The organism is Pseudomonas nitroreducens TX1, assembly GCF_000313755.1.
Taxonomy (GTDB): Bacteria; Pseudomonadota; Gammaproteobacteria; order Pseudomonadales; family Pseudomonadaceae; genus Pseudomonas; species Pseudomonas nitroreducens_A.
Genome location: NZ_AMZB01000137.1, coordinates 162,744 through 176,804, shown reverse-complemented (window position 1 = coordinate 176,804; position 14,061 = coordinate 162,744). Strand labels below are relative to the sequence as shown.

The 14,061-nt window shown below is 59.5% G+C and carries 18 protein-coding genes; 16 read left to right on the top strand and 2 right to left on the bottom strand.

Annotated elements, in window-relative coordinates:
- From C167_RS0130570 to C167_RS0130560, 5 genes are all read left to right on the top strand, one after another.
- Positions 1 to 767, top strand: a 767-nt coding sequence (locus C167_RS0130570) for a hypothetical protein (RefSeq protein ID WP_026079379.1), incomplete at its 5' end; no start/stop codon positions are given.
- A 309-nt stretch (positions 768 to 1,076) separates the two neighbouring features.
- The gene (locus C167_RS33135) at positions 1,077 to 1,592 is read left to right on the top strand and encodes a DUF2247 family protein (RefSeq protein ID WP_017522114.1); all 516 of its coding nucleotides are present in this window, start codon (positions 1,077 to 1,079) and stop codon (positions 1,590 to 1,592) included.
- 148 nt (positions 1,593 to 1,740) lie between these two features.
- Entirely contained in the window at positions 1,741 to 2,079 is a 339-nt protein-coding gene (locus C167_RS34730; RefSeq protein WP_157791888.1) for a C39 family peptidase, read from the top strand.
- Positions 2,076 to 2,432, top strand: coding sequence for a hypothetical protein (locus tag C167_RS34025; RefSeq protein WP_081596742.1), 357 nt, complete (start codon positions 2,076 to 2,078; stop codon positions 2,430 to 2,432). Before C167_RS34730 ends, C167_RS34025 begins: the two co-directional genes overlap by 4 nt.
- Positions 2,433 to 2,607: 175 nt before the next feature.
- Positions 2,608 to 2,982, top strand: a complete 375-nt coding sequence (locus C167_RS0130560; RefSeq protein WP_017522113.1) for a hypothetical protein — start codon at positions 2,608 to 2,610, stop codon at positions 2,980 to 2,982.
- 211 nt (positions 2,983 to 3,193) lie between these two features.
- Here C167_RS0130560 and C167_RS35390 read toward each other — a convergent pair whose 3' ends face one another.
- Both C167_RS35390 and C167_RS0130545 read right to left on the bottom strand, forming a co-directional pair.
- On the bottom strand, positions 3,194 to 3,790 hold the full coding sequence (locus tag C167_RS35390; protein WP_017522112.1) for a cold-shock protein: 597 nt from the start codon (positions 3,788 to 3,790) through the stop codon (positions 3,194 to 3,196).
- A gap of 216 nt (positions 3,791 to 4,006) precedes the next feature.
- Entirely contained in the window at positions 4,007 to 4,477 is a 471-nt protein-coding gene (locus tag C167_RS0130545) for a Dps family protein (protein WP_017522111.1), read from the bottom strand.
- 241 nt (positions 4,478 to 4,718) lie between these two features.
- Here C167_RS0130545 and C167_RS0130540 point away from each other — a divergent pair, with 241 nt between their 5' ends.
- From C167_RS0130540 to tolB, 11 genes are all read left to right on the top strand, one after another.
- Complete coding sequence (locus C167_RS0130540) at positions 4,719 to 4,988, top strand: FmdB family zinc ribbon protein (protein ID WP_017522110.1); 270 nt, start codon at positions 4,719 to 4,721, stop codon at positions 4,986 to 4,988.
- A 43-nt stretch (positions 4,989 to 5,031) separates the two neighbouring features.
- A complete protein-coding gene (aspS, locus tag C167_RS0130535; protein ID WP_017522109.1) occupies positions 5,032 to 6,810 on the top strand; it encodes an aspartate--tRNA ligase in 1,779 nt (592 codons plus the stop codon).
- Between the two features lie 74 nt (positions 6,811 to 6,884).
- Positions 6,885 to 7,631, top strand: a complete 747-nt coding sequence (locus C167_RS0130530) for a YebC/PmpR family DNA-binding transcriptional regulator (RefSeq protein ID WP_017522108.1) — start codon at positions 6,885 to 6,887, stop codon at positions 7,629 to 7,631.
- A 114-nt stretch (positions 7,632 to 7,745) separates the two neighbouring features.
- Positions 7,746 to 8,270, top strand: a complete 525-nt coding sequence (gene ruvC, locus C167_RS0130525; protein ID WP_017522107.1) for a crossover junction endodeoxyribonuclease RuvC — start codon at positions 7,746 to 7,748, stop codon at positions 8,268 to 8,270.
- A 34-nt stretch (positions 8,271 to 8,304) separates the two neighbouring features.
- The gene (gene ruvA, locus C167_RS0130520) at positions 8,305 to 8,910 is read left to right on the top strand and encodes a Holliday junction branch migration protein RuvA (protein WP_017522106.1); all 606 of its coding nucleotides are present in this window, start codon (positions 8,305 to 8,307) and stop codon (positions 8,908 to 8,910) included.
- A 10-nt stretch (positions 8,911 to 8,920) separates the two neighbouring features.
- Positions 8,921 to 9,979, top strand: a complete 1,059-nt coding sequence (gene ruvB / locus C167_RS0130515) for a Holliday junction branch migration DNA helicase RuvB (protein ID WP_017522105.1) — start codon at positions 8,921 to 8,923, stop codon at positions 9,977 to 9,979.
- 52 nt (positions 9,980 to 10,031) lie between these two features.
- Positions 10,032 to 10,478, top strand: a complete 447-nt coding sequence (ybgC, locus tag C167_RS0130510) for a tol-pal system-associated acyl-CoA thioesterase (RefSeq protein WP_017522104.1) — start codon at positions 10,032 to 10,034, stop codon at positions 10,476 to 10,478.
- 1 nt (position 10,479) lies between these two features.
- Entirely contained in the window at positions 10,480 to 11,175 is a 696-nt protein-coding gene (gene tolQ / locus C167_RS0130505; protein ID WP_017522103.1) for a protein TolQ, read from the top strand.
- A 23-nt stretch (positions 11,176 to 11,198) separates the two neighbouring features.
- Positions 11,199 to 11,663, top strand: coding sequence for a protein TolR (tolR, locus tag C167_RS0130500; protein ID WP_026079377.1), 465 nt, complete (start codon positions 11,199 to 11,201; stop codon positions 11,661 to 11,663).
- Entirely contained in the window at positions 11,660 to 12,715 is a 1,056-nt protein-coding gene (gene tolA / locus C167_RS0130495; RefSeq protein ID WP_085988881.1) for a cell envelope integrity protein TolA, read from the top strand. Before tolR ends, tolA begins: the two co-directional genes overlap by 4 nt.
- The gene (gene tolB / locus C167_RS0130490) at positions 12,712 to 14,010 is read left to right on the top strand and encodes a Tol-Pal system beta propeller repeat protein TolB (RefSeq protein WP_017522100.1); all 1,299 of its coding nucleotides are present in this window, start codon (positions 12,712 to 12,714) and stop codon (positions 14,008 to 14,010) included. Before tolA ends, tolB begins: the two co-directional genes overlap by 4 nt.
- Positions 14,011 to 14,061: the final 51 nt, after the last annotated feature.

The following is a 14,061-nucleotide window of genomic DNA, read 5'->3' as shown; positions in this document are numbered from 1 at the left end:
TGCTCAAGGATGAGCACAAGGGTGAAGAGCTGTACGTCAGCACCAACTCGGTAACCAAGGTAGGTGAAACGCTGGGAATCCCGCAGGCCATGGCCCGCCGGGACCTGGCCAATGGCTCGGCGGAGGAGCGCAGCGCCGCAGCACGCAAGCTCTTCCAGTACCAACTCAAGGATGACGCCAACTCTGAAGCGGGCCAGGTCGTCGCCGACGCCTTGGCCGAAGTCGCCAAGCGTGATCCCAAGGGCGCCGAGAAAATCCTGCAGATTCTGGACTCCCAGCAGAAGCTGGATTTGCTGGTCCAGAACGCTTCCTCAGGTGGTAGTGGTGTCGGAGGCAGGCCTTGCGTCACGGGCGTACTTCTGACCGTCGCCGGCATCCTCGCCAGCCAGGGGAAACAACAATCCGGGGATGCTTCCGGCGGGGACGGTCTCGATCCCACCACGGGTGTGCCGACGTGGACCTCCGGCTCCAGTGACTCGTCTACGACGAATCTTGCGACCCTGGCAGCGGCGCTGGCGATCTACAAGATCATGAACGGGGGAGTAGTTTCGGGCCTGTATGACAACCCATTAGTCCAGCAGGACAACCTGCCGTTGACCACGCCGGCTGAGGATCCAACGCTCTGGAAGCCGGGGAGTGGGGGGTATGGGGCGGACGGAAAGGTCGACACCTCGGTAAGCACTGGGGGGAGTGATATCCACGAAAATAACGGATCAATCAATATTTCTCCGGCGGAGCAGGTTCCCTCGTTAGCGTGTATACAGTGAGATCAGTGACGTCGGCGCTGTGGCGGACAGGATTCTAGCTGCTGATAGAGTGGGTAGTGGATTAAAAGACGACACCTCTCATATAGCAGCAAGCTATCTATCCAAAGATCAATTAGCAGCGGGGAAAGCGTTCACACTGGTTGGCGGTGATGGAGTTGAGCGGGTTCTGCTACAAACAGTGGGAGATCTGAATGGAAGACTTGGCATCTATGAGTATATTATCGACGCCGCCGAGAACGTGACGCATCAGAGATTTATCGAAAATGGCACTATAAATGGTCGCCCTAATCAGCGTCCACCGAAGGTTAAATGACTATGTATTTTCCAGATGTTCCGTTTTCGTACTTGTATAGTTTGAAGTTCATCCTTTGGAGGGACGTGCTTTGGGCGCTTGAGTGTGGTTTGATCAGTGATGAGTTTGTGGTTGGTCTCGCAAATCATCACTTGGAACTTGGTGATTATCATGATTTAGAGCTTGATCTCGCTCTGATGAATGATTCTTTTGATATTAGGGGCTGTTTAAATAAGCTTGCCAATGTTTCAGGGCGTGGTTATCCAGCTTCTGATAGTAAAAGTAAATGGCTTTTTATCGCGTTGAAGTGGTTGTTTGAAAAAAAAAGCGAAATTGAGGATCCGCTAGGTAAGGTGGAGTTGATTTACGAAGATTTCGATTTTCCTGTGGAAATAGAAAGTTTTGTCCGCTACATGCCGCCTTCTGATGGTTATCAGCCACAGCAACATACGTTAAAGGAAAATCAAAATAGGTTATATGAAAACTGGGCTGCGTATATCGAAAAAACTGAGGTTTCGTTAGACGAGAGATAGAAGTAAAGTTGGTTTGCCAATCGATGATATCGTGGGGGCTAAAAGGGGAAGGATTTATTTTTCCTACTCTAATCTCGGCTGACGTGAAGGTGACTAGGTACCTTTAGAGGTGGCAGCCTTTCTCCAAAACCTACGCATGGAGAGAGCGATGCCTAAGGTTAAGCCTTCTACGGGTGGAATTTATGCTCAGGACGTTGCCGACTTGATGAGATCTGAAGGTGTACCCGCAAGTGCCTTTGGGAACAGAAATGTTGCTGATTTAACGCGATACACTTCAAGTGGAACTCCTGTAGTTGTGCGTATTGCCGACAGAATAGGAGGCTCTGATTTCTCTCATTTTGTAGTTGTGGATGGGGTGACGACTAGAAATGGTGTTGCTGTTGTGGCTATACGCGACCCGCATGGTGCGCAGTATTTCAGCCCTGTAGCTACTTTTGAGAAAAACTTTACGGGGGAGGTTGTAGTTCCTCGGAGTGCATTGAAATGAAATTGAGAGTTGAATTTCCCAAGGATATGAGGACTGGGTATTTGCTAATTCAGAAGCGAATTCCATGCTTATGCAAGATATCCAAAGAGTTTGAGATTACTTTTTCAGACACTGTGCCTGAGTCATCTGGAGTGGTGTTTGAGTGGGATCGTAAGGAGTTGGAGTTAAGAGCTATTGCAGGTGGTGGAGGTCGGTATACGCACTATGCAAACAGCCTGATAACTCTGGAGGAGGTTGGTGCTGATATTTATAAAATTATTGATCTTGAGATGTTTTACGCTAGATTTGGATGGTGCGTTGTCTTGAAGGAAGGAGAATATGCACCGCCAGGTGATTTTTGGGGCGAAGAGTAAAAATAACCCCGGTCTAGTAGTTGGGGTTATTTGCTTCAGTCGACCAAAAGGGGACCCAAAAGGGGACGGATTTATTTTTCTGCTCTAAAACTAGGCGCGGAGTTAGGTTTAGAGTACGGAAAATAAATCTGTCCCTTTTTTTGCAATTAAATATCTTTACCATGGAGAAATGAAGATGTCATTCGACTTGACCGTGGAGGAGATATGCTCGGTAGTTTCTCGGCTTTATGAAAAGGCGATATCTCAGATTAACCTTAGGCCAGAGCAAGCCTTTGCATATGTTCAAGATGAAGCGGGCTCTCTTTGCACGACTGATGATGTAGGGTTTTTTGCGGTATTGCAGACAGCAATATTTAAGGGGGGAATGTGCTATGGATTGGAACTTTCTAGAGAAAGTCCTTATGCAGAAGACATGCTGGAGGTATTGGCTAGTGCGTATGATAATTGTTGCGCAGACGATTTGGCAGCGATTGGTCTTGAGGGGCAGCGGTTAGAGAATATGATTGACTGCATGAGGCAGGTTCGAGAGAAATATCTATTCTCTGAATAGTTGTGTCATTAAGAAAGCGAAAAGAGGACGGATTTATTTTTCTACTCTAAAGCTGGCGGAAAAGGGGGCAGATTTATTTTTATACTCTAAAGCTAGGCGCGGAGTTAGGTTTAGAGTAGGGAAAATAAATCTGTCCCCTTTCTCGCTTTCTCTCATTGATATTGAAATAAAAAAGCCCGCTAAAAGGCGGGCTTTTTCATGGGCGTAACGCTCAGCGCCGATTAGGCAGCGCAGCAATCACATCCTCCGCCTGCAGCCCCTTGTCACGCTGGACAACGGAGAACTCCACCCGCTGCCCTTCGATCAGGATGCGGTGACCTTCGCCGCGGATGGCGCGGAAGTGGACGAAGATGTCTTCGCCCGAGTCGCGGGAGATGAAGCCGAAGCCCTTGGAGGTGTTGAACCACTTCACGGTGCCGGTTTCGCGGTCGACGCCGGCGAAGGTTTCGACGGCGGCGCTGGCGCTCGGCTTGTTCAGGCTGGCGATCCATTGCAGGACGACGGCGCCGGCCAGGCTCAGCAGCGGCAGCACGATGGCCGGTTGATCGCCGATGAAGGGCAGCGGGGCGAGCAGGATCAGGATCTGCAGGACCACGGCCAGCACGACCAGGGCGGTGGCGAGGCCCTGCAGGGCGGAGGGGTGTTTCAGTTGGCTGCTCGGGGCGAGCAGGAGGCTGGTCAGACCGAGCAGTGCCAGGTAGATGGCATCGCTCTGTTGCAGGTAGGGCAGGGCATCACTACGCAGACTCGGGATCAAGGACAGCAAGAGTGCGGCGACGCCCGTCACGAGATGGACGATCTTCAACATGGTTACGGATTCACCTTGAGCGGGTAACGAGATAAAGAAGCAGCCAGCCCCGGGTGCGACGCCAGAAAGGAGAAATGAAAGCGTGCCGGGCGGCCTATGCGAGAAACGCACGGCAGGTATTTAACCGCAATCCAGTTGCCTTCTCAAATCAACCGCTTAGGCCATTCGTAGGGGAGGCAGCCGGCTTTCTGGCCGGCTGCCTATAAAGGGAAGGGGTTATTCGGCGAGCAGGCTGCGCAGCATCCAGGCAGTCTTTTCGTGGACCTGCATACGCTGGGTCAGCAGGTCGGCGGTGGGCTCGTCCGCCACCTTGTCGGCCAGCGGGAAAATGCTGCGGGCGGTGCGCACCACGGCTTCCTGGCCCTGTACCAGCAGGCGGATCATTTCCTGGGCGTCCGGTACGCCTTCTTCCTCCTTGATGGAGGACAGGCGGGCGTAGGCGGCGTAGGTGCCGGGCGCCGGAAAGCCGAGGGCGCGGATACGTTCGGCGATGCTGTCCACGGCCAGCGCCAGTTCGTTGTACTGCCCCTCGAACATCAGGTGCAGGGTATTGAACATGGGCCCGGTGACGTTCCAGTGGAAGTTGTGGGTCTTCAGGTACAGCGTGTAGGTGTCGGCCAGCAGGCGGGACAGGCCATCGGCGATGGCGGCGCGGTCCTGTTTGGCGATTCCGATGTCGATGTCCATGGCGATCTCCTCATCGTGGCACGGGGGATTCAAAGCGTTGGATTCGAGGCTATCACCGGGGAAGGTGCGAAGCTCTTGGTCTATATCAAGGCAATCGATTGAGCATTTCTATTAAAAGGCTGTGCGCCAGGCAGGCTTTTCCGCCACCGGAGCCCGGCTGCAACCTGCGGATTTTTCAGGCTATAATCGGCCTCTTTGCCGCGGGACGCGGACCCGTGGCGTTACACAGCCAAGGTGTTCCATGCCGATTTACGAGTACCAGTGCCAGTCCTGCGCGCATCAGCTGGAATCGCTGCAGAAGATCAGCGATGCGCCGTTGGTCGATTGTCCGGCCTGCAAGGCTCCCGAATTGAAGAAGATGTTGTCGGCTCCGGGCTTCCGCCTGGGCGGCAGCGGTTGGTACGAGACCGACTTCAAGACCGGAGCGAAGAAGAACCTGGCCTCCGGCGATGCCCCAGCGGCCTGTCCGGCTACCGGTTGCGGTGCCGGCGCCTGCTCCGCCAGCGAATGAGCGGTTCCCTAGAATTCAAGACTTTCGAGAAGCGAAACACACCATGATGCGCAGCCACTATTGCGGCCAGTTGAACGAGAGCCTGGACGGCCAGGTAGTCACTCTTTGCGGTTGGGTACACCGTCGCCGCGACCACGGCGGGGTGATCTTCCTCGACGTGCGTGATCGTGAAGGTCTGGCCCAGGTGGTGTTCGACCCGGATCGCGTCGAGACTTTCGCCAAGGCCGACCGCGTGCGCAGCGAGTACGTGGTGAAGATCACCGGCAAGGTGCGCCTACGCCCCGAGGGTGCGCGCAACTCGAACATGGCTTCGGGCGCCATCGAAGTGCTGGGCCACGAGCTGGAAGTGCTGAACCAGGCGGAAACCCCGCCGTTCCCGCTGGACGAGTATTCCGACGTGGGCGAGGAAACCCGCCTGCGCTACCGCTTCATCGACCTGCGCCGCCCGGAAATGGCCGCCAAGCTGAAGCTGCGCGCGCGCATCACCAGCAGCATCCGCCGCTACCTGGACGAGAACGGTTTCCTCGACGTGGAAACCCCGATCCTCGGTCGCCCGACGCCGGAAGGCGCGCGCGACTACCTGGTGCCGAGCCGTACCTACCCGGGCCACTTCTTCGCCCTGCCGCAGTCGCCCCAGCTGTTCAAGCAACTGCTGATGGTGGCCGGCTTCGACCGTTACTACCAGATCGCCAAGTGCTTCCGCGACGAAGACCTGCGTGCCGACCGCCAGCCGGAATTCACCCAGATCGACATCGAGACCAGCTTCCTCGAAGAAAGCGACATCATCGAGATCACCGAGAAGATGGTGCGCCAGCTGTTCAAGGAAGTGCTGAACGTCGAGTTCGACGAGTTCCCGCACATGCCGTTCGAAGAGGCCATGCGCCGCTACGGTTCGGACAAGCCTGACCTGCGTATCCCGCTGGAACTGGTCGACGTGGCCGATCAACTGAAGGACGTCGAGTTCAAGGTCTTCTCCGGCCCGGCCAACGATCCGAAGGGCCGTGTTGCCGCCCTGCGCGTTCCCGGCGGGGCGAGCATGCCGCGCAAGCAGATCGACGACTACACCAAGTTCGTCGGCATCTACGGCGCCAAGGGCCTGGCCTACATCAAGGTCAACGAGCGCGCCAAGGGCGTGGAAGGCCTGCAGTCGCCGATCGTGAAGAACATCGCCGAGCCGAACCTGAACGAGATCCTCGATCGCGTCGGTGCGGTCGATGGCGACATCGTGTTCTTCGGCGCCGACAAGGCCAAGATCGTCTGCGACGCCCTGGGCGCGCTGCGCATCAAGGTCGGCCATGACCTCAAACTGCTCACCAAGGAGTGGGCGCCGATGTGGGTCGTGGACTTCCCGATGTTCGAAGAGAACGACGACGGCAGCCTGACTTCGCTGCACCACCCGTTCACCGCGCCCAAGTGCACCCCGGAAGAGCTGGAGGCCAACCCGGCCGGCAAGCTGTCCCGTGCCTACGACATGGTGCTCAACGGCACCGAGCTGGGCGGCGGCTCCATCCGTATCCACGACAAGGCCATGCAGCAGGCGGTGTTCCGCGTGCTGGGCATCGACGATGCGGAGCAGGAAGAGAAGTTCGGCTTCCTGCTGGACGCCCTGAAGTACGGCGCGCCGCCGCACGGTGGCCTGGCCTTCGGCCTGGACCGTCTGGTGATGCTGATGACTGGTGCGGCGTCGATCCGCGAGGTCATCGCCTTCCCGAAAACCCAGAGCGCCGGCGACGTCATGACCCAGGCTCCGGGCACCGTGGATGCCAAGGCTCTGCGCGAGCTGAACATCCGTCTGCGCGAGCAGCAGAAGGCCGCTGAGTAAGTCGATTCGAATAGCTGGCGGCGCCCCTACTGCGGGCGCCACCTGCGAAGCAAACAAGCGATACGGAGTGAGTTATGGCTGGTCATTCCAAATGGGCCAACATCAAGCACCGCAAGGAACGTCAGGACGCCAAGAAAGGCAAGATATTCACCAAGCTCATTCGTGAGCTGACCGTCGCTGCCAAGCAGGGCGGCGGGGTCCCGGCGGACAACCCGCGTCTGCGCCTGGCGGTGGACAAGGCGCTGACCGCCAACATGACCCGCGACACCATCGACCGCGCCATCCAGCGCGGCGTGGGTTCCAGCGAAGCCGACAACATGGCCGAGCTGACCTACGAAGGTTACGCGCCCAGCGGCGTGGCGATCATCGTCGAGGCCATGACCGACAACCGCAACCGCACCGCGGCCGAAGTGCGCCATGCCTTCAGCAAGTGCGGCGGCAACCTGGGTACCGATGGTTCGGTGGCCTACCTGTTCGAGCGCAAGGGCCAGATCAGCTATGCGCCGGGCGTGAACGAAGAAGCGCTGATGGATGCCGCGCTGGAAGCCGGCGCCGACGACGTGGTGGTCAACGACGATGGTTCCATCGACGTGTTCACCACCTTCGCCGACTTCATCTCGGTCAACGAAGCGCTGAACGAAGCCGGTTTCAAGGGCGAGGACGCTGAGATCACCATGATTCCGTCGACCGTGGCGACCCTGGACCTGGACACCGCGCAGAAGGTCCTCAAGCTGATCGACATGCTCGAAGACCTGGACGACGTGCAGAACGTCTACTCCAATGCGGATATCCCGGACGAGGTGATGGCCCAGCTGGGCTGATCCCACCACCGGCGCTGGTCTGAAGCCGGAAGCGGGAGTGGTCGTCAGCGGCGCCTCCCGCTTCCGGTTTTTGTTTTGCAGTGCACGTTACGGACAAGGTTTGATCGGACGGACATGACCCTGATTCTCGGTATCGACCCAGGCTCACGGATTACCGGCTTCGGCGTGGTGCGCGACACCGGCCGCGGCTGCGAATACGTGGCCTCGGGCTGCATCCGCACCGGCGACGGCGAGCTGTTCGAACGCCTGCAGATCGTCTTCCGGGGCGTGCGCGAGGTCATTCAGACCTACCAGCCGACCATGATGGGCATCGAGCAGGTGTTCATGGCGCGCAACGCCGACTCGGCGCTGAAGCTGGGGCAGGCGCGCGGCGCGGCCATAGTCGCGGCAGCGGAAGAGGGGCTGCAGATTGCCGAATACACCGCCAGCCAGGTCAAGCAGGCGATTGCAGGTACCGGCGGCGCGGACAAGCAACAGGTCCAGATGATGGTCATGCACCTGCTCAAACTGGTGCAGAAGCCGCAGATCGACGCCTCCGACGCCCTGGCCATCGCCCTGTGCCATGCGCATACCCGGCAGAGCCTGGTACCGCACGGCTTGGTAGGCGCCCGCCGTCGTGGCGGTCGCCTGCGCCTGTGATATCCGGAAAAACATTGAGCAAGGACAAACACCCGTGATTGGACGCCTGCGTGGCACCCTGGCGGAAAAACAGCCGCCGCACCTGATAGTCGACGTGAATGGCGTGGGCTATGAGCTCGAAGTACCGATGACCACCCTGTATCGCCTGCCGAGCCTGGGCGAGCCGGTGACCCTGCACACCCACCTGGTGGTGCGCGAGGATGCCCACCTGCTCTACGGTTTTGCCGAAAAGCGTGAGCGCGAGCTGTTCCGCGAGCTGATCCGCCTCAATGGCGTGGGGCCGAAGCTGGCGCTGGCGCTGATGTCGGGCCTGGAAGTCGATGAGCTGGTGCGTTGCGTGCAGGCGCAGGATACTTCCACCCTGGTGAAGATTCCCGGCGTTGGCAAGAAGACTGCCGAACGCCTCTTGGTGGAGCTGAAGGATCGCTTCAAAGCGTGGGAGAATATTCCTTCCATCGCCCCTCTGGTGGTGGAACCCAGGCTGGTCGCCGCAGTCTCAAGCGCCGAGTCCGATGCGGTCAGCGCGCTGATTGCGCTGGGCTTCAAACCGCAGGAGGCGAGCCGCGCCGTGGCCGCCGTGCAGGAGGAAGGCTTGTCCAGCGAAGAACTCATCCGCCGTTCCCTCAAGGGCATGGTCTAGGTAGACACTGATGATCGAAGCCGATCGCCTGATTTCCTCCGCTTCCAGTCGCGACCGCGAAGAGCAGTTCGACCGCGCCATCCGCCCGCTCAAGCTGGCGGACTACGTTGGTCAGCCGGTGGTGCGTGAGCAGATGGAGCTGTTCATCCAGGCGGCCCGCGGGCGTCAGGAAGCGCTGGATCACACGCTGATCTTCGGCCCGCCCGGCCTGGGCAAGACCACCCTGGCGAACATCATCGCCCAGGAGATGGGGGTTTCGATCAAGAGTACCTCCGGCCCTGTGCTGGAGCGCCCCGGCGACCTGGCGGCGATCCTGACCAATCTCGAGCCTAACGATGTACTGTTCGTGGACGAGATCCATCGCCTGTCGCCCATCGTCGAGGAAGTGCTGTACCCGGCCATGGAAGACTTCCAGCTGGACATCATGATCGGCGAAGGTCCGGCCGCGCGCTCGATCAAGCTCGACCTGCCGCCCTTTACCCTGGTCGGTGCGACGACCCGCGCCGGCATGCTGACCAATCCGCTGCGTGACCGCTTCGGTATCGTCCAGCGTCTTGAGTTCTACGGTGTGGACGACCTCTCCAGCATCGTCGCCCGCTCGGCGGGAATTCTTGGCCTGGAGATCGAGCCGGCGGGCGCCTTCGAGATCGCACGACGTGCCCGTGGCACGCCGCGGATCGCCAACCGACTGCTGCGCCGGGTGCGGGATTTCGCCGAGGTGCGCGGCACCGGGCACATCAGCCGCGACATCGCCGACAAGGCGCTGAACCTGCTGGACGTGGACGAGCGAGGCTTCGATCACCAGGATCGCCGGCTGCTGTTGACCATGATCGACAAGTTTGACGGCGGCCCGGTGGGCGTCGACAACCTGGCGGCGGCCATCAGCGAAGAAAGACATACGATTGAAGACGTGCTGGAGCCCTATCTGATCCAGCAAGGCTATATCATGCGCACACCGCGCGGCCGCGTCGTGACCCGGCATGCGTACCTGCATTTCGGCCTGAATGTGCCGAAGCGGATGGGGGAGGGGGCGACGCCGGATCTGTTCGCCCCTGAAGATGGTAATTAATTGCATTCGTAGACGATTGCCGATTGGCAAAGTCTCTACTTGGTTCTAGAGTATGCGCGCGCAACACGGGGGTCAGCCGTTCCAGCAGCGGTATCGGGTCTATTACGAGGACACCGACGCCGGCGGCATCGTCTACTACGTCAACTACCTCAAGTTCATGGAGCGGGCTCGTACCGAGCGGCTGCGTGATCTGGGCTTCGCCCAGTCGCAGCTGGCGGGGGAGAACCTGCTTTTCGTCGTTCATTCGGCCGAGGCGCGCTATTACGCGCCGGCCCGCCTGGATGACGAGCTGCTCGTCAGCGCCGAGGTGGAGGAGTTGAACCGTGCGAGCCTGAAGTTTCGTCAACAGGTTCGACGGGCGTCGGATTCGACCTTGCTCTGTGAGGGGCGATTCCTGGTGGCGTGCGTGCGGGCGGACAACCTGAAGCCCCGCGCTATCCCAGATGTGTTGCGTGCGGCATTTGCCGGCAGTCCGGACACCCTTTCAGCAGGAGATTAACGTGGAACCGAACGTCGTCGACCATACTTCCATGTGGAGCTTGATCAGTAACGCCAGCGTCGTGGTACAGCTGGTGATGCTGACCCTGGTGGCCGCATCGGTCACTTCCTGGATCATGATTTTCCAGCGCAGCAATATGATGCGCTCGGCGAAGAAGGCCCTGGAAACCTTCGAGGAGCGCTTCTGGTCGGGCATCGACCTGTCCAAGCTCTATCGCCAGGCGGGCAGCAACCCCGATCCGGACTCGGGGGTCGAGCAGATCTTCCGTGCCGGCTTCAAGGAATTTTCCCGTCTGCGCCAGCAGGCCGGCGTTGACCCGGATGCGGTGATGGAAGGCGTTTCCCGCGCCATGCGCGTCGCCATTTCCCGTGAGGAAGAGAAGCTGGAAACCAGCCTGCCGTTCCTCGCTACCGTCGGTTCCACCAGCCCGTACATCGGTCTGTTCGGCACCGTGTGGGGCATCATGAACTCCTTCCGCGGCCTGGCCACCGTGCAGCAGGCCACCCTCGCCACCGTGGCGCCGGGCATCGCCGAGGCGCTGATCGCCACCGCCATCGGCCTGTTCGCGGCGATTCCTGCGGTCATTGCCTACAACCGCTTCTCCGCTCGCTCGGAAATGCTCATCGGCCGCTACTACACCTTCGCCGATGAGTTCCAGGCGATCCTGCACCGCAAAGTGCACACCAGCGACGATTGAAGACGACCAAGAGGTAAGCCGTCATGGCAAGAGTTCGTCACAAGCGCAAGCCGGTCGCGGAAATGAACGTGGTGCCGTACATCGACGTGATGTTGGTACTGCTGGTCATTTTCATGGTGACCGCGCCCATGCTCAACCAGGGGGTCAAGGTCGACCTGCCCAAGGTTTCCAGCGAAGCGCTGCCGCAGGATAACGATTCCCGCGTGCTCACCATCTCCATCAAGGCCGACAAGACCTACTACTGGAACATGGGCTCCGAAGTGGACCCGGACCAGGGCAAGGCCAGCCAGACTGCCGTGGACCTCGATCAGTTGGTCAACGCTGCCTCCGGCATCATGGCCGAGAACAGTCGCCAGGGTAAGAAAGTGCAGGTCTTCGTCCGTGGGGACAAGGCAGTCGACTATGGCTCGGTCATGGCCGTCATGGGCGGTCTGCAGAAAGCCGGGGTCGGCAACGTCGGTCTGATTACCGAGGCACCAGGTAGTTGATGCACCAGCTCGAGCGCTCTCAATCGGAAGGCTACTTCTGGCCCACGGTCCTGGCCGTGGCCCTGCATGTCCTGATCTTCGCCATGCTGTTCGTCAGTTGGGCCAGCACGCCTGAACTGCCGCCGTCGCGGCCGATCGTCCAGGCCACCCTGTACCAGCTCAAATCCAAGAGCCAGGCGACCCAGCAGACCAACCAGAAGATAGCCGGCGAGTCGAAGAAGACTTCGGCCAAGCAATACGAGCAGGAACAGCTCGAGCAGAAGAAGGCTGAGCAGCAGGCACTGGCTGCTGCGAAAGCCGAGGAACAAAAGAAAGCTGACGCAGCTCAAAAGGCTGCTGATGCCGCCGAGAAAGCAGCAGAAGCCAAGAAGGCAGATGATGCCAAGAAGGCGGCCGATGCTGCTGCAGCCGCCAAGAAGGCGGCCGAGGCCAAGGCTGCCGAGCAGAAACAGCAGGCGGACATCGCCAAGAAGAAAGCCGAGGAAGAGGCCAAGAAAGAGGCCGCTGAAGAGGCGAAGAAAAAAGCCGCCGAGGAGGCCAAGAAGAAGGCCGCCGAAGACGCGAAGAAGAAAGCCGCCGCAGATGAAGCCAAGAAGAAGGCTGCAGCGGTCGAGGCTGCGAAGAAGAAGGCTGCCGCTGCGGCCGCCGCCGCAGCCCGAAAGGCAACCGAAGACAAGAAGGCTCAGGCGCTGGCCGAACTGCTGTCGGATGACACGCAACGGCAACAGGCCCTGGCCGACGAGCAAGGTAACGAGGTGGCGGGCAATTTCGACGACCTGATCGTCAGCCTGGTGAGCCAGCAGTGGAGCCGTCCTCCTTCAGCTCGTAACGGAATGAGCGTAGAAGTGCTGATTCAGATGCTGCCGAGCGGCGCCATCACCAACGTGAGCGTGACCCGCTCCAGTGGCGACAAGCCGTTCGATGATTCGGCGGTGGCAGCGGTCCGAAATGTGGGCCGTATTCCCGAACTGCAAAAACTGGATCGCGCCACTTTCGATAGCCTGTATCGTCAGCGCCGAATGGTCTTCAAACCGGAGGATTTAGATCTGTGAGTACCCTGATTCGCTTTGCGCTTTTTGCCCTGGCGCTGGTAGCCGGCGCTGCGCAGGCCGCCGACCCGCTGGTGATCTCCAGCGGTCGTGACTCGGCCGTCCCGATTGCCGTGGTTCCGTTCGGCTGGCAGGGCGGCAACGTCCTGCCCGAAGACATGTCGAACATCATCGGCAACGACCTGCGCAACTCCGGTTACTTCGAGCCGATCCCGCGCCAGAACATGATCAGCCAGCCGGCCCAGGCCAGCGAAGTGATCTACCGCGATTGGCAGGCCCTCGGCGCGCAGTACGTGCTGGTCGGCAGCATCGTACCCAGCGGTGGCCGCCTGCAGATCCAGTACGCCCTGCTCAACGTGGCGACCCAGGAGCAGGTCCTGACCGGCAGCGTGGGCGGCACCACCGAGCAACTGCGCGACATGTCGCACTACATCGCCGACCAGTCGTTCGAGAAGCTCACCGGCATCAAGGGGGCTTTCTCCACCAAGCTGCTCTATGTGACTGCTGAGCGATTCTCGGTGGACAACACCCGCTATACCCTGCAGCGCTCCGATTATGACGGCGCGCGCCCGGTGACCCTGCTGCAATCGCGCGAGCCGATCCTCTCGCCGCGCTTCTCGCCCGATGGCCGTCGTATTGCCTACGTCTCGTTCGAGCAGAAGCGCCCGCGCATCTTCATGCAGTACGTCGACACCGGTCGCCGCGAGCAGATTTCCAACTTCGAAGGCCTCAACGGCGCCCCGGCCTTCTCGCCGGACGGCAACCGCCTGGCCTTCGTGCTGTCGCGCGATGGCAACCCGGAAATCTACGTGATGGACCTGGGCAGCCGCCAGCTGCGTCGCCTGACCAACAACTCGGCGATCGACACCGAACCCTTCTGGGGCGCGGACGGCTCGACCCTGTACTTCACCTCGGACCGTGGCGGCAAGCCGCAGATCTACAAGATGAACGTGAACTCGGGCGCCACCGACCGCGTGACCTTCATCGGCAACTACAACGCCAACCCGAAACTCTCGGCGGATGAGAAGACCCTGGTCATGGTTCACCGCCAGGATGGTTTCACCAACTTCCAGATCGCAGCGCAGGACCTTCAGCGCGGTAATCTCCGGGTACTTTCCAACACCAACCTGGATGACTCGCCCACTGTTGCGCCAAATGGCACGATGCTAATATACGCCCCCCGCCAGCAGGACCGGGGCGTGTTGATGCTCGTGAGCATCAACGGACGTGTTCGGTTACCGCTACCCACCGCTCAAGGCGACGTGCGAGAGCCTTCCTGGTCCCCTTACCTGAACTGACGGTTGCCAACTGTTTCAAACTTATACACTGGGGTTCATTAGGAGTTACAT